Here is a 21,794-nt window from a genome sequence, read left to right on the forward strand (position 1 = left end):
CTCAAGAGGGTGGTGGTGCCGGTCACTCAATGCCTGTAGGCTGCAGGTCATTAGGGAGAACCCGCACTATGAACCAACAGCGAGCCGTACAAATGGCCATGGTTGTCGTGCTTCTGTTCCTGGTTGCATTCCAGGGCATCCAGTAACGACACGCCACCGGTCGGGCCAGGCGACCGCCTGTGCCCACCCGCCTGCAGTGTGTCGCGCGCCCCGCGCGTGGACTGCAGGCCACTGCGTACAGTGAGGCATCGACATTCCGTCAGTGCCTCATGTCCGCCCAAGATTTCCGAGCGACATCCATCGGCAAGCCCGGTACCTGGCAAGGCTGGGTAGCGGCGTGGGTGCCGGCCTTCCGGTCCTATGCCGCCTGGCTGGTCAGCATCAGCTGGAAGCGCTTTGCGGTGCTGTCCGTGCTGCTGCTGGTGCTGGTCAGCATCGTGCAGCGGCTACCGCCGTTCAGCTGGCGCATCACCGAGGAGGTGGAGCGCGGCCCCAGCGTGCCCAAGCCGCCGGCGCCACCGCCGATGCCGCGCGTGCGCATCGAAAAGCCCGGCAACGCCAGCGAGCCGACGGTGGACATCACCATCGGCGCCGACGGCGTGCGGGTGCAGCGGCGCGCGGCCGAGGCGGCATCGGCTGCATCAGCCGCCAGCGCCGCGTCGGCGGCAGACGCCGCCCGGGCGGCCGCCGATGCCATCGTGGCGCGGCTGCCGGCCGTCAACGCCTCGGTGCCCGAGGGTGCCAACGGCGAGGCGGTGCGCGAAGCCATCGAGGAAGCCAGCCGCGAGATTGCCGACGCCATCCGCGAGGCCACCGACGCGGCGCAGGAGGCGGCCGACGAGCCTTCGCCCGGCACCCGCACGCGCACGGTGCAGGTGGGCGGCTTTCTCACCGACCTGGCGGTGCTGTGGATCATCGCGTCGGCCATCATCAAGATCACCTACAGCGGCCGCCTGCAGGCCGAGACCAAGGCCGCGCAGGCCACCGAGGTGGCCGAGGCGGAATCGTTGAAGCGCCAGGTGGTGGAGGCGCGCATGGCCGCCATGCAGGCGCAGGTGGAGCCGCACTTCCTGTTCAACACGCTGGCCTCCATCGACCACCTGATCGAGACCGATCCCTCGCGCGCCAGCCGCATGCAGAAGAACCTGATCGCGCTGCTGCGCGCCAGCATGCCGACGATGCGCGAGGCCAGCACCGGCGGCGTGCGCGAGCTGGGCCGCGAGCTGGCGGTGATACGGCCCTACCTCGAGATCCTCAAGGTACGGATGGAAGAGCGCCTGCAGACCGTCATCGACGTGCCCGAGGGCCTGCACTCGGCGGAGTTTCCGCCCATGATGATCCAGGGCCTGGTGGAAAACGCGATCAAGCACGGGCTGGAGCCCAAGCCCGAAGGCGGGCAGCTCAGCGTGCGGGCCGAGATCCTGCATGGCAAGCTGGCCGTCACCGTGGCCGACACCGGCCTGGGCTTCGGCAAGGCGGCCACCGCCGGCACCGGCGTGGGCCTGGCCAACATCCGCGAGCGGCTGCAGCTGCTGTACGGCGGCAAGGCCAGCCTCACCGTGGCGGAGAACACCCCCAGCGGCACGGTGGTGACGATCACCGTGCCCTATGCAGCACGCACCGGCGCCGACGGGCAGGAAGCACGCGCATGAGCACTCCCGCCCCTTCGACCACACTCGTCCGCTGCGTCATCGCCGATGACGAGCGGCTGATGCGCGAGCAGCTGCGCGCCCGGCTGGCCGAGGTGTGGCCGGCGCTCGAGATCGTGGCCGAGGCCCGCAACGGCCAGGAAGCGGTCGAGCTGGTGGCGCAGCACCGGCCCGACCTCGTGTTCCTCGACATCCGCATGCCCGGCCTGACCGGTGTCGACGCGGCCCGCCAGATCGCCCAGCTGCCCACCGGCGACGACTGGGACGGCTGCGAGATCGTGTTCATTACCGCCTACGACGAATACGCGGTGGAGGCCTTCGAGCAAGGCGTGGCCGACTACGTGCTCAAGCCCGCCGAGCGCGAGCGGCTGGCGGTGACGGTGGAGCGCATCCGCAAGCGGCTGGCGCAGCGCCGCGGCGACGAGGCGACCGCGGACCCGGCTGGCAGCACCTCCGCCAGCCGCGCCGCCCAGCCGCTGCAGCAGCTGCTGCACCGCCTGGCCGCCCAGATGGGCCAGCCGCCCAGCTACCTGCAGTGGATCCAGGCCAGCGTGGGCCAGAGCATCCAGATGATCCCGGTGGACGAGGTGCTGTTCTTCGTCAGCGACGAGAAGTACACCCGGGTGCAGACGCCGCAGGTGGAAGCGCTGATCCGCAAGCCCATCAAGGAGCTGGTGGACGAGCTGGACCCCAAGCGCTTCTGGCAGATCCACCGATCGACGCTGGTCAACGTGAACGCCATCGCCGGCGTCTCGCGCGACTTCCGCGGCCGGCAGCTGGTGGCCATCAAGGACCGGCCGGAGAAGCTGGAAGTCAGCCGCAGCTACACGCACCTCTTCAAGGGGATGTGACCGGCGGCCTGTCGCCGGCGAGGTAGCGTGCGCCAGGCCCGCGAGCGGCCGCGGTGTCCTGCGGGTTGTACAGCGCGCAGGCCTTGAGCGAGAGGCAGCCGCAGCCGATGCAGCCCGCGAGCTGGTTGCGCAGCCGCTGCAGCGCGGCGATGCGTTCATCCAGCAGCGGCTGCCAGGCGCTGGCCAGCCGCTGCCAGTCGGCCTTGGTGGGTGTGCGGCCCTCGGGCAGGCCCGCCAGTGCCTTGCGGATCTGCGTCAGCTCCAGCCCCACCGCCTGCGCGGCGCGGATGAAGGCCACGCGCCGCAGCACATGCCGCGGGTACTGCCGGTGGCCGCCCGCGCTGCGGCCGCCGGCGATCAGGCCCTGCGCCTCGTAGAAGCGCAGCGCGCTGGCGGCGATGCCGGCGCGCCGGGCCAGCTCGCCGATGGGCAGCCAGCGGGTGGTGTCGGCCGGGATGCTGCGGGTGGCCATGTCGGGGCTCCTGTCGGTGCTTGACTTGAAGTTCACTTCAACTTCCATCGTAGGCGCCTCCTTCATCACCGGACCCGCACGATGGACAAATCCGCCGCCACCCGCATGCTGTACCGGCTGCTCGATGCCGGCCTGGACCGGGCGCCCGAATACGGCCCCGGCTTCAGCACCCACCTGCCGATGGCGCTGCAGGCTTTGCATGCGCTGGGCGCGACGGCGCCGCGGCTGCATGACTTCGCGCAGCAGCACGTCGCCGAGCTGCATGCCCGGCCGGTGCCCGCGGCCGCCGCCGAGCCGCACAGCTGGCACGCCTTGCGCGGGCAGGGCGATGCCTTCGAGCCGCTGCAGGCAATGTTCGCCCTGCGGTTGCAGCAGGAAGAGCCCGACACGGTGCTGGCCGAAACCGTGCCGGCGCTGCTGGATGGCGTGGCCGGCGGGGCCTTCCACGGCCTGATCCGCACCGCGCATGCGGTGGCGGCGCGACACGAAGGCGAGCTGTCGATGGGCCTGGCCTACTGGGCGGCCCGACATGCGCCGCTGGCCGCACCGAACGAGCAGGCCGCCGCCGACCTGCCGCTGGCCGACTGGCTGGCGCAGGTGCAGTGGCTGCCGCGCCCGCAGCATGCCGATGCCGATGCCTGGAGCATCACCCGCCGCATGCAGGCCTGGTCGCGCACCGAAGGCTTTGGCGACGTGGCGCCGCGCCTGTTGCTGCAGCCCGGCACGCTGGACGCGCTGGCTCGCACCGCCGCCGGCCTCTATGCCGCCACTGAGGACTTCACCGTGCTGCACATGGTCACCGCCTGCCAGGCGATGCGGCAGCTGCAGCCCTGGTGGGGCGACGAGGCGCTGGCGATGCGGCACTTCAGCATCGCCGCGGCGGCCGCGCTGCGCGCCAGCGACGTGCCGCCCGAACTGCCGCCGGCGCGCGCCACCGACCTGGCCTGGCCGCAGATCATCCAGCGGGCCATCGCCAGCGACGACGAGCACGTGGTCAAGCTGGTGCAGGCCTGCCGGCTGCACGAGGCGGCCACGGGCGCGCCCGAGTTCCGCTGGGCCGCGGGCCGCGCGGTGGGCGGCTGAGCTTCAGCCCGGCGGCGCCGCAGCCGCCGCGGCCGCTGCCGCCTTGGCCGCCAGCGCCTCGCGGATCTTCTTCAGCCGCTCCTTCGGGTCTTCCTTGCTGGACGACTCGTGCAGCTTCATCTCGAGGATGAAGCGGCTGGGGATGCCCTGGATCGTCTCGCGGCCCTTCTTGCGCCGGCGCAGCGTGCTCACCGCCAGCGTGGTGCGCGCCCGGGTGATGCCCACGTACATCAGCCGGCGTTCTTCTTCCAGCCGCTCGGGCGTCATCTCCTCGCTGTCGCTGCGGAAGGGCAGCAGCCCTTCGTTCACGCCGGCCAGCACCACGTGCGGCCATTCCAGGCCCTTGGACGCATGCAGGGTCGACAGCGTCACCACGTCCTGCTCGTCGCCGCGCTCGGCCAGGCTGATGATCACGCTGATCGTCTGCGCCACCTCCAGCACGCTCTTGCGTTCGCTCTCGAAGGTGCCGCCTTCCTGCGTGATCTGCCCGCCGCAGCGCTTGGCGATCCAGTCGATGAAGTCCATCACGTTCGACCAGCGCGAGGCGGCCAGTTTCTCGCTCTCCTCGCTGTCGTACAGGTGCTGCTCGTAGCCGATGTCCTTCAGCCATTCCAGCAGCAGCACCTTGGCGTCCTCGCCGCCCACGGTGTGCCGCGCCTTGTGCTCGAAATCGTTGATGTAGCGGCCGAACTCGTGCAGCCCGCCGATGGCCTTGGCATTCAGCGACACGCCCAGGCTTTCGGAAAAAAGCGCCTCGAACAGGCTGAGCTTCCACTTGCCCGCAAACTCGCCCAGCTTGCCCAGCGTCTGGTGGCCGATGCCGCGCTTGGGCGTGGTCACCGCGCGCAGGAAGGCCGGGTCGTCGTCCTGGTTGACCAGCAGCCGCAGCCAGGCGCACAGGTCCTTGATCTCGGCGCGGTCGAAGAAGCTCTGGCCGCCGGACACCTTGTAGGGGATCTGCGCCGCGCGCAGCTTCTGCTCGAACACACGCGCCTGGTGGTTGGCCCGGTACAGCACCGCGAAGTCGCTGAACTTCACCTGCCCGCCCTGCGAGCGCAGCGACTGGATGCGCGACACCGCGCGCTCGGCCTCGTGTTCCTCGCCGTCGCACTCCATCAGGTGCACCGGCTCGCCATCGCCGAAGTCGCTCCACAGCTTCTTCTCGAACAGCTTGGGGTTGCCGGCGATCACGTTGTTGGCCGCCCGCAGGATGGCGCCGGTGGAGCGGTAGTTCTGCTCCAGCGGAATCACCTTCAGCTTCGGGAAGTCCTGCGGCAGCCGGCGCAGGTTGTCGATAGTGGCGCCGCGCCAGCCGTAGATGCTCTGGTCGTCGTCGCCCACCGCGGTGAAGCGGCCGGCGCGCCGGTCGTCGGGATGGCTGACCAGCGCCTTCAGCAGTTCGTACTGCACCGCGTTGGTGTCCTGGTATTCGTCCACCAGCACGTGGCGGAAGCGGCCCTGCCATTCGGCGCGTGCTTCCTCGTCGGTATTCAGCAGCTTCAGCGGCAGGCTGATCAGGTCGTCGAAGTCCACCGCCTGGTAGGCCGACAGGCGCTCCTCGTAGAGCTTCATCACCCGCGCGGCCACCTGCTCGTCGGCGTCCTTGGCGGCGGCCATCGCGGTGTCGCTGGTCAGGCCCTGGTTCTTCCACAGGCTGATCGTCCATTGCCAGCGGCGGGCGGTGGCGGCGTCGGTCGTGCCGCCGGCGTCGCGCAGCACACCCAGCACGTCGTCGCTGTCCAGGATGGAGAACTGCTCCTTCAGGCCCAGACGGGTGCCGCTCTCGCGCAGCATGCGCACGCCCAGCGAGTGGAAGGTGCTCACCACCAGGTCCTTCGCGGCGCGCGGGCCCACCAGCGACTTGGCCCGTTCGCGCATCTCCTGCGAAGCCTTGTTGGTGAAGGTGATGGCCGCGATCTCCTTCGGCGCCAGCCCGGCCTGCAGCAGCCGTGCGATCTTGTGGGTGATGACGCGGGTCTTGCCCGAGCCGGCGCCGGCCAGCACGAGGCAGGGGCCGTCCAGGTGATAAACCGCTTCGAGCTGGGCGGGATTGAGGGTGTCTGCCATGGGAGCGGGCGATCATACGGGCGCCCCCTTCCGGGGGTATTCACCCCACGCCGCTGCTATAGTCGCCGCCCATGTTCATGCCACGCAAACTCACGACGAGGTCGAACGACCGGGGAGCCTGGCCCTGGCGTCGCCAGCCTGCTTCCGCTGCCGTCTAGTTTGCTGCGGGCTCGGCCTGTGCATGCCGCCATCTTCCGGCCGGCCTTGCCTAGCGACTGATACCGCCACCGCTTCCCCGCAATTCCGTATCTCGACCTCGGCCGCGCCATGCGTGCACGGGGTCCCGGAGGGCTGAACACATGATCACCGAACTCGAATTCAAGAGCCTCGCCTCGCAGGGCTACAACCGCATCCCGCTGATCGCGGAGGCCTTCGCCGACCTGGAAACGCCGCTGTCGCTGTACCTCAAGCTGGCCGGCGGCCAGAAGTACAGCTTCCTGCTGGAGTCCGTCGTCGGCGGCGAGCGCTTCGGCCGCTATTCCTTCATCGGCCTGCCGGCGCGCACGCTGCTGCGCACCACCGGCCCGCTGACCGAAGTGGTGACCGACGGCCAGGTGGTGGAGACCCACGAAGGCAATCCGCTCGACTTCATCGAGGCCTACCAGCAGCGTTTCAAGGTGGCGCTGCGCCCGGGCATGCCGCGTTTCTGCGGCGGGCTGGCCGGCTACTTCGGCTACGACGCGGTGCGTTACATGGAGCCCAAACTCGCGAAGGTGGAGAAGCCCGGCGGCATCGGCACGCCGGACATCCAGCTGCTGCAGTGCGAGGAGCTTGCGGTCATCGACAACCTGTCGGGCCGGCTGTACCTGATCGTCTATGCCGACCCGTCGCGGCCGGAGGCCTACTTCTCAGGCAAGCGCCGCCTGTCGGAACTGGCGGACAAGCTCAAGTTCAGCGTCACCGCGCCCCCGGTGCGCCGCGGCGCCAGCTACGCGGTGGAACGGGAGTTCGACAAGGCCGACTACCTCAAGGCCGTGGCCGTGGCCAAGGAGTACATCGCCGCCGGCGACATGATGCAGGTGCAGGTGGGCCAGCGGCTGAAGAAGCGCTACACCGAGTCGCCGCTGACGCTGTACCGGGCGCTGCGTTCGCTCAACCCGTCGCCGTACATGTACTTCTACGACATGGGCGACTTCCAGATCGTCGGCGCCTCGCCCGAGATCCTGGTGCGGCAGGAGAGCACGCCCGAAGGCCAGAAGGTGACGATCCGCCCGCTGGCCGGTACCCGCCCGCGTGGCGCCACGCCGGAGCAGGACCTGGCGATGGAAGCCGAGCTCAAGGCCGACCCCAAGGAGCGCGCCGAGCACCTGATGCTGATCGACCTGGCGCGCAACGACCTGGGCCGCATCGCGCAGACCGGCAGCGTCAAGGTGACCGAGGCCTTCGTGGTGGAGCGTTATTCGCACGTGATGCACATCGTCAGCAACGTCGAAGCCACGCTGCTGGAAGGCACCACCAACCTCGACGTGCTGAAGGCCACCTTCCCGGCCGGCACGCTGACTGGCGCGCCCAAGATCCGCGCGATGGAAATCATCGACGAGCTGGAGCCGGTCAAGCGCGGCATCTACGGCGGCGCCTGCGGCTACCTAAGCTTTGCCGGCGACATGGACGTGGCCATCGCCATCCGCACCGGCATCATCAAGGACCAGACGCTGTACGTGCAGGCGGCGGCCGGCGTGGTGGCCGATTCAGTGCCCGAGCTGGAATGGAAGGAGACCGAGGCCAAGGCCCGGGCGCTCATCCGCGCCGCCGAACTCGTGGAAGAGGGGTTCTGACATGCTGCTGATGATCGACAACTACGACAGCTTCACCTTCAACCTGGTGCAGTACTTCGGCGAGCTGGGCGAGGAGGTGAAGGTCTTCCGCAACGACGAGATCGACATCGCCGGCATCGAGGCGCTGAAGCCCGACCAGCTGGTGCTTTCGCCCGGGCCGTGTTCGCCGGCCGAGGCCGGCATCTGCGTGGAGGCCATCCGCCACTTCAAGGGCCGGCTGCCGCTGCTGGGCGTGTGCCTGGGCCACCAGGCCATTGGCGCCGCGCTGGGCGGCAAGGTCATCCGCGCGCAAGTCCAGATGCACGGCAAGGTGAGCCGCATCAGCACCGACCGCCAGGGCGTGTTCGCCAACCTACCCGAGCAGTTCGACGTGGTGCGCTACCACTCGCTGGCCATCGAGCGGCAGACGCTGCCCGCCGAACTCGTCGTCACCGCCACCTCGGAGGACGGCGAGATCATGGGCGTTCGCCACAAGGAGGTGATGATGGAAGGCGTGCAGTTCCATCCCGAATCCATCCTCAGCGAGCACGGCCACGCCATGCTGCGCAACTTCCTGGAGCAGAGCAAAGCATGACCATCGACCTGCGCAGCGACACCGTCACCCGGCCGACGGCTGCGATGCGCGAGGCGATGGCCCGCGCCGAGGTGGGCGACGACGTCTTCGGCGACGACCCCACCGTCAACCGCCTGCAGCAGCGCATCGCCGAGATGCTGGGCTTCGAGGCGGCGCTGTACGTGCCCACCGGCACGCAGAGCAACCTGGTGGCGCTGATGACGCATTGCGGCCGCGGCGACGAGTACCTCGTCGGCCAGCATGCCCACTGCTACCGCTGGGAGGCTGGCGGCGCTGCGGTGCTGGGCAGCATCCAGCCGCAGCCGTTGCCCAACCAGCCCGACGGCACCATTGCGCTGGCCGACATCGCGGCCAACATCAAGCCCGACGACTCGCACTTCGCGCGCAGCCGGCTCTTCTGCCTGGAAAACACCTGGGGTGGCAACGTGCTGCCGCAGGCCTATGTGGAAGAGGCCACCGCGCTGGCGCGCAGCAAGGGCCTGGCCTGCCACCTGGACGGCGCGCGCTTCTTCAATGCCGTGGTGGCCTCCGGCCGCAGCGCGGCGGAGCTGGCGCGTCCGTTCGACAGCGTGTCGGTGTGCTTCAGCAAGGGGCTGGGCGCACCGGTGGGCTCGGCCCTGTGCGGCTCGAAGGACTTCATCCAGCGCGCGCACCGCTGGCGCAAGATGGTGGGCGGCGGCATGCGGCAGGCTGGCGTGATCGCGGCCGGTGCGCTGCATGCGATCGAGCACCATGTGGACCGCCTGGCCGAAGACCATGCCAACGCCCGCCGCCTGGCCGAAGGCCTGCAGGGCCTGTCCGGCGTGCAGGTGCAGGCCCCGCAGACCAACATCGTCTTCGTCGACGTGCCGCCCGAGCGCGGCGAGGGGCTGGTGCAGCGCCTGGCCGAACGCGGCGTGCTGGCCACCGGCCTGTACAAGCTGCGCTTCGTCACCCACCTGGACGTGAGCACCGACGACATCGACCGCGCGCTGCCGGTGCTGCGCGAGCTGCTGGCCGGCTGAGCCGGCCGCCCGAGAGGAGCCCCGCATGAGCATCAGCAACACCGACGCGCTGACCCGCGTCATCCAGCACCGCGAGATCTTCCATGACGAGATGCTGGCGCTGATGCGCCGCATCATGATGGGCGAGATGTCGCCGGTGATGATCGCCGCGCTGGCCGTCGGCCTGCGGGTGAAGAAGGAAACCATCGGTGAGATTGCGGCCGCCGCGCAGGTGATGCGCGAGTTCGCCACGCCGGTGGCGGTGGCCGACCGCACGCACCTGGTCGACCTGTGCGGCACCGGCGGCGACGCGGCGCACAGCTTCAACATCTCCACCGCCGCGATGCTCGTGGCCGCAGCCGCTGGCGCACGGGTGGCCAAGCATGGCGGGCGCAGCGTGTCGTCCAGCTCCGGCAGCGCCGACGTGCTGGAGGCGCTGGGCGCCTGCATCGACCTCACGCCCGAGCAGGTGGCCGCCTGCCTGGCCGAAACCGGCATCGGCTTCATGTTCGCGCCCAACCACCATGCGTCGATGAAGCATGCCGCGCCCGTCCGCAAGGAGCTGGGCGTGCGCACCATCTTCAACATCCTGGGCCCGCTGACCAACCCGGCCAACGCGCCCAATCAGCTGATGGGCGTGTTCCACCCCGACCTGGTCGGCATCCAGGTGCGCGTGCTGCAGCGCCTGGGCAGCGAGCACGTGATGATCGTGCACGGCATGAACGGTATGGACGAGCTGTCGCTGTCGGGCGAATCGATGGTCGGCGAACTGAAGGACGGCGCGGTGCGCGAGTACGTGGTGCACCCCAGCGACTTCGGCCTGCCGGTCTACGACTCGCGCGTGCTGCGCGTGGCCAACAAGGAGGAGTCGGTGGTCTGCATCCAGAAGGCGCTGGCCAACGAGGACGGCCCGGTGCGCGACATCGTGCTGCTGAACGCCGGCGCCGCGCTGTACTGCGCCAACGTGGCCGCCTCCATCGTCGACGGCGTGAAGCTGGCCCGCGAGGCCGTGGCCAGCGGCGCGGCCCGGGCCAAGCTGCAGCAGTTCGTGGCGGCTACCTGCAGGCTGAAGGCGGCCTGACATGAGCGACATTCTCAACCGCATCGTGGCGGTCAAGCATGAAGAGCTGGCCGTGCTGCGCCGGCAGCGCGATCTGGCTGCGGTGCGGCGCGATGCCGAAGCCCGCACCGACGTGCGTGGTTTCGAGGCCGCGCTGCGTGCCAAGATCGCCGCCGGCCGGGCAGCCGTCATCGCCGAGGTGAAGAAGGCCAGCCCCAGCAAGGGCGTGCTGCGCGAGCACTTCGTGCCGGCCGAGATCGCCGCCAGCTACGAACGCGGCGGCGCGGCCTGCCTGTCGGTGCTCACCGACCGCTCCTTCTTCCAGGGCGCGTCTGAGTACCTGCAGCAGGCCCGCGCCGCCTGCGCGCTGCCGGTGCTGCGCAAGGACTTCATGATCGACGCCTACCAGGTGTTCGAGGCCCGCGCGATGGGCGCCGACTGCATCCTGCTGATCGCCGCCTGCCTGGACGACGCGCAGATGGCCGACCTGGAAGCCACCGCCCACGCCCTGGGCATGGCGGTGCTGGTGGAGGTACACGACGGCGCCGAGCTGGACCGCGCGCTGCGCCTGAAGACGCCGTTGGTCGGCATCAACAACCGCAACCTGCGCACCTTCGAGGTCACGCTCAACACCACGCTGGGCCTGCTGGCCCGGGTGCCGGCCGACCGGCTGCTGGTCACCGAGTCGGGCATCCTTGGCCAACCCGACGTGCAACGCATGCGCGATGCCGGCGTGCACGCTTTCCTCGTCGGTGAGGCCTTCATGCGCGCCGACGACCCGGGCCTCGCCCTGGCAACCCTGTTCTCGTGACGCCGAACCGCCTGTGCCGGCCGCTTGATGAAGTGCTCACCGAGGTGGGCGGCGACTGGCAGCCGGTGATCGACGCCTGGCGCACCACCGACGAGGCGCGCCGCCTGATCGCCCACGTCGACGCGCGCGTGGCCGCCGGGGTAGCGGTGTACCCGGCCAACCCGTTGCGCATGCTGCAACTTACCCCGCTGCGCAGCGTGCGGGTCGTCATCGTCGGCCAGGACCCGTACCACGGCCCCGGCCAGGCGCAGGGGCTGGCATTCTCGGTGCCCGAAGGCATGCGCCTGCCGCCCAGCCTGCGCAACATTTTCAAGGAATTGCAGCGCGACCTCGGCCTGCCGGTGCCGCGCTCCGGCGACCTGAGCGCCTGGGCGCGCCGCGGCGTGATGTTGACCAACACCAGCCTGACGGTGGAAGACGGCCAGGCCGGCGCGCATGCCAGCAGGGGCTGGGAATCGCTGACACGGGCGCTGCTGGCCCGTGTTGCGCAGGAGCCGCGGCCCCTCGTGTTCATGTTGTGGGGCAACCACGCGCAGGCCTTCGGCCAGCCGATCGCGGCGGCGCATCCGCAGCACCTGGTACTGGCCTCCAATCACCCCTCGCCACTCTCGGCGCAGCGCCCGCCGGTACCGTTCATCGGCTGCGGCCACTTCCGCCGTGCCCAGGAGTTTTTGGGGCCCGATGCAACATTCGGCGCGCTTGATTGGACACTTCCGCAAACCGTGCTATAGTCATCGGCTCGCCCAGGAGGGGTGCCCGAGTGGCTAAAGGGGGCAGACTGTAAATCTGTTGGCTTACGCCTACGCTGGTTCGAATCCAGCCTCCTCCACCAAAGCGAGCTTGTTTTTCAGTAGTGCAGTGATTTGGTGCTGACTCCCGAGCGGGAGTAGTTCAATGGTAGAACCCCAGCCTTCCAAGCTGATGACGCGGGTTCGATTCCCGTCTCCCGCTCCAGTCTGTGTCGACACCGCTTTGTGCCGTTGTTCAGCGACCCAAAGCCGTGTCGATGCCCATGTGGCTCAGTGGTAGAGCACTCCCTTGGTAAGGGAGAGGTCGCGCGTTCGATCCGCGCCATGGGCACCACCCGCCAATCGTAAGAAATCGTTTCTCAGCCAGGAGCGCGCAACATGGCAAAAGGTAAGTTCGAGCGGACCAAGCCGCACGTCAACGTGGGCACCATTGGCCACGTGGACCATGGCAAGACGACGCTGACGGCGGCGATCACGACGATCCTGTCGGCCAAGTTCGGCGGCGAAGCCAAGGCGTACGACCAGATCGACGCGGCGCCGGAAGAAAAGGCGCGCGGCATCACGATCAACACCGCGCACGTCGAGTACGAGACCGCCAACCGCCACTACGCGCACGTTGACTGCCCGGGCCACGCTGACTATGTGAAGAACATGATCACGGGCGCGGCGCAGATGGACGGCGCGATCCTGGTGTGCTCGGCCGCCGACGGCCCGATGCCCCAGACGCGTGAGCACATCCTGCTGGCGCGCCAGGTCGGCGTGCCGTACATCATCGTCTTCCTGAACAAGTGCGACATGGTCGACGACGCCGAGCTGCTCGAGCTCGTCGAGATGGAAGTGCGCGAGCTGCTGTCGAAGTACGACTTCCCCGGCGACGACACCCCGATCGTCAAGGGCTCGGCCAAGCTGGCGCTCGAAGGCGACAAGGGCGAGCTGGGCGAGCAGGCCATCATGGCCCTGGCCGACGCCTTGGACAGCTACATCCCGACGCCCGAGCGCGCCGTGGACGGTGCGTTCCTGATGCCCGTGGAAGACGTGTTCTCGATCTCGGGCCGCGGCACCGTGGTCACGGGCCGTGTCGAGCGTGGCGTGGTCAAGGTCGGTGAGGAAATCGAGATCGTCGGTATCCGCGCCACCCAGAAGACCACCTGCACCGGCGTGGAAATGTTCCGCAAGCTGCTGGACCAAGGTCAGGCCGGCGACAACGTGGGCATCCTGCTGCGCGGCACCAAGCGTGAAGACGTCGAGCGCGGCCAGGTGCTGTGCAAGCCGGGCTCCATCAAGCCGCACACGCACTTCACCGCCGAGGTGTACGTGCTGAGCAAGGAAGAAGGCGGCCGCCACACCCCGTTCTTCAACAACTATCGCCCGCAGTTCTACTTCCGCACGACGGACGTGACCGGCGCGGTGGAGCTGCCGAAGGACAAGGAAATGGTCATGCCGGGCGACAACGTCAGCATCACCGTCAAGCTGATCGCCCCGATCGCGATGGAAGAAGGCCTGCGCTTCGCCATCCGTGAAGGCGGCCGCACCGTCGGCGCCGGCGTCGTTGCCAAGATCATCGAGTAAGAAGTAAGGCTGCAGGGGCATAGCTCAATTGGCAGAGCGTCGGTCTCCAAAACCGAAGGTTGGGGGTTCGAGACCCTCTGCCCCTGCCACCGACAGACGCTGAGGCGTCCCGTTCGGTGAAGCCGAATCAGCCCGCGGGTGGTGCGCAATCTCTGCGCCGGCCCGGCGGGCTTTGCTGCTAGTGCGCCTGACCTTTGCTGGCGCGTGCGGCCCACGATCCGAATGTGAATTGAAAGCGATGGCCACCACCAATCCTCAAGTCGAAACCGTCTCCAGTGGCGCGGACAAGGCCAAGCTGGCCTTTGCCGGCGTGCTGGTGGTTGGCGCGGTGGCGGCTTTCTACCTGCTTGCGGCCCAGCCGCTGTGGATGCGCGTGGCAGTGCTGCTCGTGCTGCTGGCAGCCGCGGTAGGCGTGTTCTTCGTCTCCGAGATGGGCAAGCAGCTCATCGCCTTCGGCCAGGATTCGGTCAACGAAACGAAGAAGGTCGTCTGGCCCGCCCGCAAGGAGGCCATGCAGATGACTGCCTACGTGTTCGCCTTCGTGCTGGTGATGGCCCTGTTCCTCTGGCTGACCGACAAGACACTCGAGTGGGCCTTGTACGACCTGATCCTGGGCTGGCGTTGACGACAAGCGAGAAAGCATGAGCGAATCCGATCTGACCCCCACCGACACGGCCGCCCCGGCGCCGTTGCCGCTGCGCTGGTACGTCGTCCATGCCTACTCGGGCATGGAAAAGGCCGTTGAGCGCAATTTGCGTGAGCGCATCGAGCGCGCCGGCATGAACAGCAAGTTCGGCCGCATCCTGGTGCCAACCGAAGAAGTCGTCGAGCTGAAGAACGGCAAGAAGGCCGTGACCGAGCGCCGCTTCTTCCCCGGCTACGTGCTGGTCGAGATGTTGATGGACGACGAGAGCTGGCACCTGGTGAAGCACACCAGCAAGGTCACCGGCTTCGTCGGCGGCGCCAAGAACCGCCCGGTACCCATCTCGGAAGCCGAGGTGATGAAGATCGTCAACCAGATGCAAGAGGGCGTCGAGAAGCCGAAGCCCAAGGTCGAGTGGACGGTGGGCGAGACGGTGCGGGTCAAGGAAGGCCCGTTCACCGACTTCAACGGCGCCGTGGAAGACGTGAACTACGAAAAGTCGAAGGTGCGCGTGTCCGTCACCATCTTCGGCCGCGCCACGCCGGTCGAGCTCGATTTCTCGCAGGTCGAGAAGGTCTGACATTTCGGGCAGGGGCTGTGGCGCGACCCGGCGCCCCCTGCCGACTTCGCAACAGGGTCGCACTGGACGAGGAGCCCGTCCTGCCGTGAAAAGCGGAGCGGGCGCTTGAACTCGATAGGAGCCATTCATGGCAAAGAAAATCGTCGGCTTCATCAAGCTGCAGATCCCGGCCGGCAAGGCCAACCCGTCGCCGCCGGTCGGTCCGGCACTGGGCCAGCGCGGCCTGAACATCATGGAGTTCTGCAAGGCGTTCAACGCGCAGACCCAGGGCATGGAACCCGGCCTGATGCTGCCGGTGGTCATCACCGCGTTCGCCGACAAGTCGTTCACCTTCATCCTGAAGACGCCGCCGGCCACGGTGCTGATCAAGAAGGCGCTGAAGCTCGACAAGGGTTCTGGCCGTCCGCACATCGAGAAGGTTGGCAAGCTGACCCGTGCGCAGATCGAAGAGATCGCCAAGACCAAGCAGAAGGACCTGACGGCTGCCGACCTGGAAGCCGCGGTGAAAACGATTGCCGGTTCCGCCCGCTCGATGGGCGTGACCGTGGAAGGAGCCTGACATGGCCAAGCTCACGAAGAAAGCCAAGGCCCTGCAGGGCAAGGTCGACAGCCTGAAGCTGTACCCGATCGATGACGCGCTGGTGCTGGTCAAGGAATGCGCGACCGCCAAGTTCGACGAATCGATCGACGTCTCGGTGCAGCTCGGCATCGACGCCAAGAAGTCGGACCAGGTGGTGCGTGGCGCCGTTGTCCTGCCCAACGGCACCGGCAAGACCAAGCGCGTGGCCGTGTTTGCCCAAGGTGCCAAGGCTGAAGAGGCCCGCGCCGCCGGCGCCGACATCGTCGGCATGGAAGACCTGGCCGAGCAGATCAAGGGCGGCAACCTGAACTTCGACGTGGTGATCGCTTCGCCGGACACCATGCGCATCGTCGGTACGCTGGGTCAGGTGCTGGGTCCCCGCGGCCTGATGCCGAACCCGAAGGTCGGCACCGTGACGCCGGACGTCGCCACCGCCGTGAAGAACGCCAAGGCAGGCCAGGTGCAGTTCCGTGTTGACAAGGCCGGCATCATCCACACGACCATCGGCCGTCGCTCGTTCGAGTCGGACAAGCTGGTGGGCAACCTGGCTGCGCTGCTGGAGGCCCTGAACAAGGCAAAGCCGGCGTCGAGCAAGGGCGTCTACCTGCGCAAGGTGGCCGTCAGCTCGACGATGGGCGTTGGTGTGCGGGTCGACGCTTCGTCGATCACGCTGGCCGCCCAGTCCTGAACTGAATGAAGGCGGCGCGCGAGTCTGGCGCGCTGTTTGAGCATTGGTGGGCCGCCGCAGCCTTCGCGGGTTGCGGCGGGTCATCCAAGACCGCTGGTGGTGTGCCGTGCCTGCACGGGGCGCCGTAATCGAAGGAAGGGCTCGCGCCCGACCGGAAGCCAGCGCAGATGGCGTCCCGCTGTTTTCCCTGGAAACAGATGGTCGCTGCAATCCGGTGTGCCGGAAGTGCCCGCAAGGGCGCCAAGGCACGTGATGTGAGGAGCAGACCTTGAGTCTCAATCGCAACGAGAAAGCTACCGTGATCTCGGACGTGGCCGCCCAGGCAGCCCGTTCGCAGACCCTCACGCTGGCCGAGTACCGTGGCCTCACCGTTGCCCATCTCGACAAGCTGCGCCGCGACGCGCGGGAAAAGGGCGTGTACCTTCATGTTTTGAAGAACACGCTCGCCCGCCGCGCTGTGGCCGGTACGCCGTTCGAGGTGGCTGCGGAAGCCATGTCCGGTCCGCTGATTTACGGTTTTTCGGAAGACGCTGTCGCCTCGGCCAAGGTCCTGTCGGACTTTGCCAAGACCAACGACAAGCTGGTCGTCAAGGGCGGTGCATTTGGTGGCAAGGCGCTCGACGCCGAAGGCATCAAGGCCCTGGCCTCGATCCCCAGCCGCGAAGTCCTGCTGACCCAACTGGCCGGCCTGCTGCAGTCGCCGATCGCCCGCTTCGCGCGTGCGGTGGCTGCCGTGTCGGAACAGAAGGGCGGCGGCGCCGAAGCCGCGCCTGCCGAAGCGGAACCCGCCGCGGCCTGACGCACAGCATTCAAGCAAATCAACTGTTTCTAGGAATCCAAAATGGCATTCGACAAAGACGCTTTCCTGTCCAGCCTGGACACCATGACCGTGATGGAACTCAATGACCTGGTGAAGGCCATTGAAGAGAAGTTCGGCGTTTCGGCTGCTGCCGTGGCCGCCCCGGCCGCCGGTGGCGGTGGCGCCGCCGCTGCTGCGGTGGAAGAGAAGACCGAATTCAACGTCGTGCTGCTCGAAGCCGGCGCCCAGAAGGTCTCCGTCATCAAGGCCGTGCGCGAACTGACGGGCCTGGGCCTGAAGGAAGCCAAGGACCTGGTGGACGGCGCTCCGAAGCCCGTCAAGGAAGCCATCCCCAAGGCCGACGCGGAAGCCGCCGTCAAGAAGCTGGTGGAAGCCGGCGCCAAGGCCGAGATCAAGTAATCGGCCTGTCCGAAGCGAGGCTGGGTGCTCTACAGGCACCCAGCCTTTCGTGCTTCAGGGTTTACACGGCTTGAGGTCACTCGGAAAGCGAAAGCGCGACACAATACGCGCCCTTCCTTTTCCAAGTGTTCTCTGATCCGACTGCAGAGAACGGGTTTGGTCGGACTCCGGTGCAACGCCGGGGTTGTCCGCCAGCGGTTGGTAGTGGCCAACCACCAAGCCTCGGGTGCAACACCCGAGTTGCCAGTCGCCGACGAAACTCCTGCCACGGCCAGGCGGGGGGTTTTCGACACGGAGTGTTCAATGGCGCAAGCATCCCCCAATTACAGCTATACCGAGCGCAAGCGGATCCGCAAGAGCTTCGGTAAGCGCGAGAGCGTTCTCAACGTCCCGTATCTGCTGACCATGCAGCGGGAATCCTACGTCGCGTTCCTCCAGAAGGACGTGCCGCCCGCCAAGCGCAAGCCCGAGGGGCTGCAAGCCGCCTTCCTGTCCGCGTTCCCGATCGTTTCGCACAACGGTTACGTGGAGATGAAGTTCATCGAGTACAACATCGCGAAGCCGCCGTTCGACACGCGCGAATGCCAGCAGCGCGGTCTGACGTACGCCGCTGCGGTGCGGGCGAAGCTGCAGATGATCATCTATGACCGTGAAGCCGCGCAGGCCAAGACGGTCAAGGAGATCAAGGAGCAGGAGGTCTACATGGGCGAAGTGCCCCTGATGACCGACTACGGCTCCTTCATCGTCAACGGCACCGAGCGTGTCATCGTGTCGCAGCTGCACCGCTCGCCGGGCGTGTTCTTCGAGCACGACAAGGGCAAGACCCACAGCTCGGGCAAGCTGCTGTTCAGCGCGCGGATCATTCCGTACCGCGGCTCGTGGCTCGACTTCGAGTTCGACCCGAAGGACATCCTGTACTTCCGCGTCGACCGCCGCCGCAAGATGCCGGTGACGATCCTGCTCAAGGCCATCGGCCTGAACCCCGAGCAGATCCTGGCGCACTTCTTCGTCTTCGACAACTTCCGCCTGATGGAATCGGGCGCGCAGATGGAGTTCGTGGCCGACCGCCTGCGTGGCGAGGTCGCGCGTTTCGACATCACCAACAAGAACGGTGAAGTGGTCGTCGAGAAGGACAAGCGCATCACCGCGCGCCACGTGCGCGCGCTGGAGCAGTCGGGCACCAACCACATCACGGTGCCGGAAGACTTCCTGATCGGCCGCGTCGTGGCCCGCAACATCGTCGACCCCGACACGGGCGAGATCGTGGCCAAGGCCAACGAGGAGCTGACCGACACGCTGCTGAAGAAGCTGCGCCAGTCGGGCGTGAAGGACATCCAGGCGCTCTACACGAACGAGCTGGACGAAGGCGCCTACATCAGCCAGACGCTGACCAGCGACGAGACCGCCGACCAGCTGGCCGCGCGCGTGGCCATCTACCGCATGATGCGCCCCGGCGAGCCGCCGACCGAAGACGCGGTGGAAGCGCTGTTCAACCGCCTGTTCTACAGCGCCGACACGTACGACCTGTCGCGCGTGGGCCGCATGAAGTTCAACGCCCGCGTGGGCCGCGACTCGGCCGAAGGCGCGATGACGCTGTCCAACGAGGACATCCTCGACGTGGTGAAGATCCTCGTCGAGCTGCGCAATGGCCGCGGCGAAGTGGACGACATCGACCACCTGGGCAACCGGCGTGTGCGTTGCGTCGGCGAGCTGGCCGAGAACCAGTACCGCTCGGGCCTGGCACGCATCGAGAAGGCCGTGAAGGAGCGTCTGGGCCAGGCCGAGACCGAGGCCCTGATGCCGCACGACCTGATCAACTCCAAGCCGATCTCCGCGGCGCTGAAGGAGTTCTTCGGTGCGTCGCAGCTGTCGCAGTTCATGGACCAGACGAACCCGCTGTCCGAAATCACGCACAAGCGGCGTGTCTCGGCCCTGGGCCCGGGTGGTCTGACGCGTGAACGCGCCGGCTTCGAGGTGCGCGACGTGCACCCGACGCACTACGGCCGCGTGTGCCCGATCGAGACGCCGGAAGGCCCGAACATCGGCCTGATCAACTCGCTGGCGCTGTATGCACAGCTCAACGAGTACGGCTTCCTCGAAACGCCTTATCGCCGCGTGAACGACGGCCAGGTGACCGACCAGATCGATTACCTGTCGGCCATCCAGGAAGGCAAGTACGTCATTGCGCAGGCCAACGCCTCGCTCGACGGCGAAGGCCGCCTGGTGGACGAGCTGGTGTCGGCGCGTGAAAACGGCGAATCGGTGCTGACCTCGCCGGAACGCATCCAGTACATGGACGTGGCGCCGACGCAGATCGTGTCGGTGGCTGCTTCGCTGGTGCCGTTCCTCGAGCACGACGACGCGAACCGCGCACTGATGGGCGCGAACATGCAGCGCCAGGCCGTGCCGACCCTGCGCCCCGAAAAGGCGCTGGTGGGCACCGGCGTGGAACGCGTGGCCGCGAAGGACTCGGGCACGGTCGTGGCGTCGCGCCGCGGTGGCATCGTCGACTACGTCGATACCAACCGCATCGTGATCCGCGTGAACGACGACGAGACGGTGGCGGGTGAGGTCGGCGTCGACATCTACAACCTGATCAAGTACCACCGCTCCAACCAGAACACGAACATCCACCAGCGCCCGATCGTGCGCCGTGGTGACCATGTTGCCGCCGGCGACGTGATTGCTGACGGTGCATCGACCGACCTGGGCGAGCTCGCGCTCGGCCAGAACATGCTGGTCGCGTTCATGCCCTGGAACGGCTACAACTTCGAAGACTCGATCCTGATCAGCGAACGTGTCGTGGCCGAAGACCGCTACACCTCGATCCACATCGAGGAACTGGTGGTGATGGCCCGCGACACGAAGCTGGGCTCCGAGGAAATCACGCGCGACATCCCGAACCTGTCGGAGCAGCAGCTGGCTCGCCTCGACGAATCGGGCATCGTGTACGTGGGCGCCGAGGTGAACCCGGGCGACGTGCTGGTGGGCAAGGTCACGCCGAAGGGCGAGACCACGCTGACGCCGGAAGAGAAGCTGCTGCGCGCCATCTTCGGCGAGAAGGCTTCGGACGTGAAGGACACGTCGCTGCGCGTGGACCAGGGCACCAACGGCACCGTGATCGACGTGCAGGTGTTCACCCGTGAAGGCATCCAGCGCGACAAGCGCGCCCAGCAGATCATCGACGACGAGCTGAAGCGCTTCCGCCTGGACCTGAACGACCAGCTGCGCATCGTCGAGGCCGACGCCTTCGACCGGATCGAGAAGCTGCTGAACGGCAAGGTCGCCAACGGCGGCCCGCAGAAGCTGGCCAAGGGCACGACCATCGACAAGGCCTACCTGGCCTCGGTCGAGAAGTACCACTGGTTCGACGTGCGCCCGGCCGAGGACGACGTGGCCAACCAGCTGGAAAGCATCAAGAACTCGCTGGAGCAGACGCGCCACAGCTTCGACCTCGCGTTCGAAGAGAAGCGCAAGAAGCTCACGCAGGGCGACGAGCTGCCGGCCGGCGTGCTGAAGATGGTCAAGGTGTACCTGGCCGTCAAGCGCCGCCTGCAGCCTGGCGACAAGATGGCCGGCCGCCACGGCAACAAGGGTGTCGTGTCCAAGATCACTCCGATCGAAGACATGCCCTACATGGCCGACGGCACCCCGTGCGACATCGTGCTGAACCCCCTGGGCGTGCCTTCGCGGATGAACGTGGGCCAGGTGCTGGAAGTGCACCTGGGCTGGGCGGGCAAGGGCATCGGCCAGCGCATCGGCGACATGCTGCAGCGCGAGTCGCGTGCGGCCGAGCTGCGCCAGTTCTTCGACCAGCTGTACAACCAGTCGGGCGGCAAGACCGAGGACCTGTCCTCGTTCAGCGATGACGACATCGTCGAGATGGCGAAGAACCTCGAGAACGGCGTGCCGTTCGCGACGCCGGTGTTCGACGGTGCGGCCGAGGAAGAGATCCGCGGCATGCTGAAGCTGGCCTATCCGGACGAGATCGCCAAGGCCAAGGGCCTGACCGAGACGCGCACCCAGGCCACGCTGCACGACGGCCGTACCGGCGACGCCTTCGAGCGCCCCGTGACGGTGGGCTACATGCACGTGCTGAAGCTGCACCACTTGGTCGACGACAAGATGCACGCCCGCTCCACCGGCCCTTACTCGCTCGTCACCCAGCAGCCGCTGGGCGGCAAGGCGCAGTTCGGCGGCCAGCGCTTCGGCGAAATGGAAGTGTGGGCGCTGGAAGCCTATGGCGCCTCGTACATCCTGCAGGAGATGCTGACCGTGAAGTCCGACGACGTGAACGGCCGCACCAAGGTCTACGAGAACATCGTCAAGGGCGAGCACTCGATCGAAGCCGGCATGCCGGAATCGTTCAACGTGCTGGTGAAGGAAATTCGTTCGCTCGGCATCGACATCGAGCTCGAGCGCAACTAAGGGAACAGGAGAA

19 protein-coding genes and 4 tRNA genes are annotated in these 21,794 nt (G+C 67.4%); 21 read left to right on the forward strand and 2 right to left on the reverse strand.

Going from position 1 to position 21,794, the window contains the following annotated elements; genetic code table 11:
• Positions 1-269 precede the first annotated feature (269 nt).
• A complete protein-coding gene (locus tag LRS14_RS14425) occupies positions 270-1,652 on the forward strand; it encodes a sensor histidine kinase (protein WP_257799979.1) in 1,383 nt (460 codons plus the stop codon).
• The gene (locus tag LRS14_RS14430) at positions 1,649-2,500 is read left to right on the forward strand and encodes a LytTR family DNA-binding domain-containing protein (RefSeq protein WP_257799980.1); all 852 of its coding nucleotides are present in this window, start codon (positions 1,649-1,651) and stop codon (positions 2,498-2,500) included. The genes LRS14_RS14425 and LRS14_RS14430 overlap by 4 nt, the downstream gene beginning before the upstream one ends.
• On the opposite strand, the gene soxR is transcribed toward LRS14_RS14430, so the two are convergent.
• On the reverse strand, positions 2,487-2,972 hold the full coding sequence (gene soxR, locus LRS14_RS14435; protein WP_046113375.1) for a redox-sensitive transcriptional activator SoxR: 486 nt from the start codon (positions 2,970-2,972) through the stop codon (positions 2,487-2,489). The two genes, LRS14_RS14430 and soxR, sit on opposite strands and share 14 nt — an antisense overlap.
• 81 nt (positions 2,973-3,053) lie before the next feature.
• On the opposite strand from soxR, the gene LRS14_RS14440 reads away from it, so the two are divergent.
• Entirely contained in the window at positions 3,054-4,055 is a 1,002-nt protein-coding gene (locus tag LRS14_RS14440) for a questin oxidase family protein (RefSeq protein ID WP_257799981.1), read from the forward strand.
• Between the two features lie 3 nt (positions 4,056-4,058).
• Here the strand turns inward: LRS14_RS14440 and LRS14_RS14445 are convergent, their stop codons facing one another.
• Positions 4,059-6,122, reverse strand: coding sequence for an ATP-dependent helicase (locus tag LRS14_RS14445; RefSeq protein WP_257799982.1), 2,064 nt, complete (start codon positions 6,120-6,122; stop codon positions 4,059-4,061).
• A gap of 299 nt (positions 6,123-6,421) precedes the next feature.
• Between LRS14_RS14445 and trpE the strand changes: the two genes are divergently transcribed.
• The 18 genes from trpE to rpoB all read left to right on the forward strand — a co-directional run bounded on the left by trpE (position 6,422) and on the right by rpoB (position 21,781).
• Entirely contained in the window at positions 6,422-7,897 is a 1,476-nt protein-coding gene (gene trpE / locus LRS14_RS14450; protein WP_046113378.1) for an anthranilate synthase component I, read from the forward strand.
• Between the two features lies 1 nt (position 7,898).
• Positions 7,899-8,471, forward strand: coding sequence for an aminodeoxychorismate/anthranilate synthase component II (locus LRS14_RS14455; protein WP_046113379.1), 573 nt, complete (start codon positions 7,899-7,901; stop codon positions 8,469-8,471).
• Positions 8,468-9,475 (forward strand): low-specificity L-threonine aldolase, encoded by a 1,008-nt coding sequence (gene ltaE / locus LRS14_RS14460; protein ID WP_257799983.1) that lies wholly within the window; start codon positions 8,468-8,470, stop codon positions 9,473-9,475. The genes LRS14_RS14455 and ltaE overlap by 4 nt, the downstream gene beginning before the upstream one ends.
• A 25-nt stretch (positions 9,476-9,500) precedes the next feature.
• A complete protein-coding gene (gene trpD / locus LRS14_RS14465; protein WP_257799984.1) occupies positions 9,501-10,535 on the forward strand; it encodes an anthranilate phosphoribosyltransferase in 1,035 nt (344 codons plus the stop codon).
• A 1-nt stretch (position 10,536) separates the two neighbouring features.
• Positions 10,537-11,325, forward strand: coding sequence for an indole-3-glycerol phosphate synthase TrpC (gene trpC, locus LRS14_RS14470; protein ID WP_257799985.1), 789 nt, complete (start codon positions 10,537-10,539; stop codon positions 11,323-11,325).
• A gap of 44 nt (positions 11,326-11,369) precedes the next feature.
• Positions 11,370-12,056 carry a uracil-DNA glycosylase gene (locus LRS14_RS14475; protein ID WP_257800486.1) on the forward strand — a complete coding sequence of 229 codons (687 nt, stop codon included), beginning with the start codon at positions 11,370-11,372 and terminating at the stop codon, positions 12,054-12,056.
• 15 nt (positions 12,057-12,071) lie between these two features.
• A tRNA-Tyr gene (locus tag LRS14_RS14480) sits at positions 12,072-12,157 on the forward strand.
• 48 nt (positions 12,158-12,205) lie between these two features.
• Positions 12,206-12,279, forward strand: a tRNA-Gly gene (locus LRS14_RS14485).
• A gap of 54 nt (positions 12,280-12,333) precedes the next feature.
• Positions 12,334-12,408: transfer RNA gene (locus LRS14_RS14490), tRNA-Thr, on the forward strand.
• A 44-nt stretch (positions 12,409-12,452) separates the two neighbouring features.
• Positions 12,453-13,643 (forward strand): elongation factor Tu, encoded by a 1,191-nt coding sequence (gene tuf, locus LRS14_RS14495; RefSeq protein ID WP_046116152.1) that lies wholly within the window; start codon positions 12,453-12,455, stop codon positions 13,641-13,643.
• Between the two features lie 13 nt (positions 13,644-13,656).
• Positions 13,657-13,732, forward strand: a tRNA-Trp gene (locus LRS14_RS14500).
• Positions 13,733-13,881: 149 nt separating this feature from the next.
• Positions 13,882-14,268 carry a preprotein translocase subunit SecE gene (gene secE, locus LRS14_RS14505; protein WP_257799986.1) on the forward strand — a complete coding sequence of 129 codons (387 nt, stop codon included), beginning with the start codon at positions 13,882-13,884 and terminating at the stop codon, positions 14,266-14,268.
• 16 nt (positions 14,269-14,284) lie between these two features.
• Positions 14,285-14,866: a transcription termination/antitermination protein NusG gene (nusG, locus tag LRS14_RS14510; RefSeq protein ID WP_257799987.1), complete on the forward strand. Its 582-nt coding sequence runs from the start codon at positions 14,285-14,287 to the stop codon at positions 14,864-14,866.
• Between the two features lie 127 nt (positions 14,867-14,993).
• Positions 14,994-15,425 (forward strand): 50S ribosomal protein L11, encoded by a 432-nt coding sequence (gene rplK, locus LRS14_RS14515; protein ID WP_046116040.1) that lies wholly within the window; start codon positions 14,994-14,996, stop codon positions 15,423-15,425.
• Position 15,426: 1 nt separating this feature from the next.
• Positions 15,427-16,134, forward strand: coding sequence for a 50S ribosomal protein L1 (rplA, locus tag LRS14_RS14520; RefSeq protein ID WP_257799988.1), 708 nt, complete (start codon positions 15,427-15,429; stop codon positions 16,132-16,134).
• Between the two features lie 268 nt (positions 16,135-16,402).
• Positions 16,403-16,933 (forward strand): 50S ribosomal protein L10, encoded by a 531-nt coding sequence (gene rplJ / locus LRS14_RS14525; RefSeq protein ID WP_046116042.1) that lies wholly within the window; start codon positions 16,403-16,405, stop codon positions 16,931-16,933.
• 42 nt (positions 16,934-16,975) lie between these two features.
• The gene (gene rplL, locus LRS14_RS14530) at positions 16,976-17,353 is read left to right on the forward strand and encodes a 50S ribosomal protein L7/L12 (protein WP_046116043.1); all 378 of its coding nucleotides are present in this window, start codon (positions 16,976-16,978) and stop codon (positions 17,351-17,353) included.
• Positions 17,354-17,656: 303 nt separating this feature from the next.
• Complete coding sequence (gene rpoB / locus LRS14_RS14535) at positions 17,657-21,781, forward strand: DNA-directed RNA polymerase subunit beta (protein WP_257799989.1); 4,125 nt, start codon at positions 17,657-17,659, stop codon at positions 21,779-21,781.
• The last annotated feature ends 13 nt before the right edge of the window (positions 21,782-21,794 follow it).

Origin of the sequence: Aquincola sp. J276, from assembly GCF_024700035.1 — a bacterium.
Classification (GTDB): domain Bacteria; phylum Pseudomonadota; class Gammaproteobacteria; order Burkholderiales; family Burkholderiaceae_C; genus Aquincola; species Aquincola tertiaricarbonis.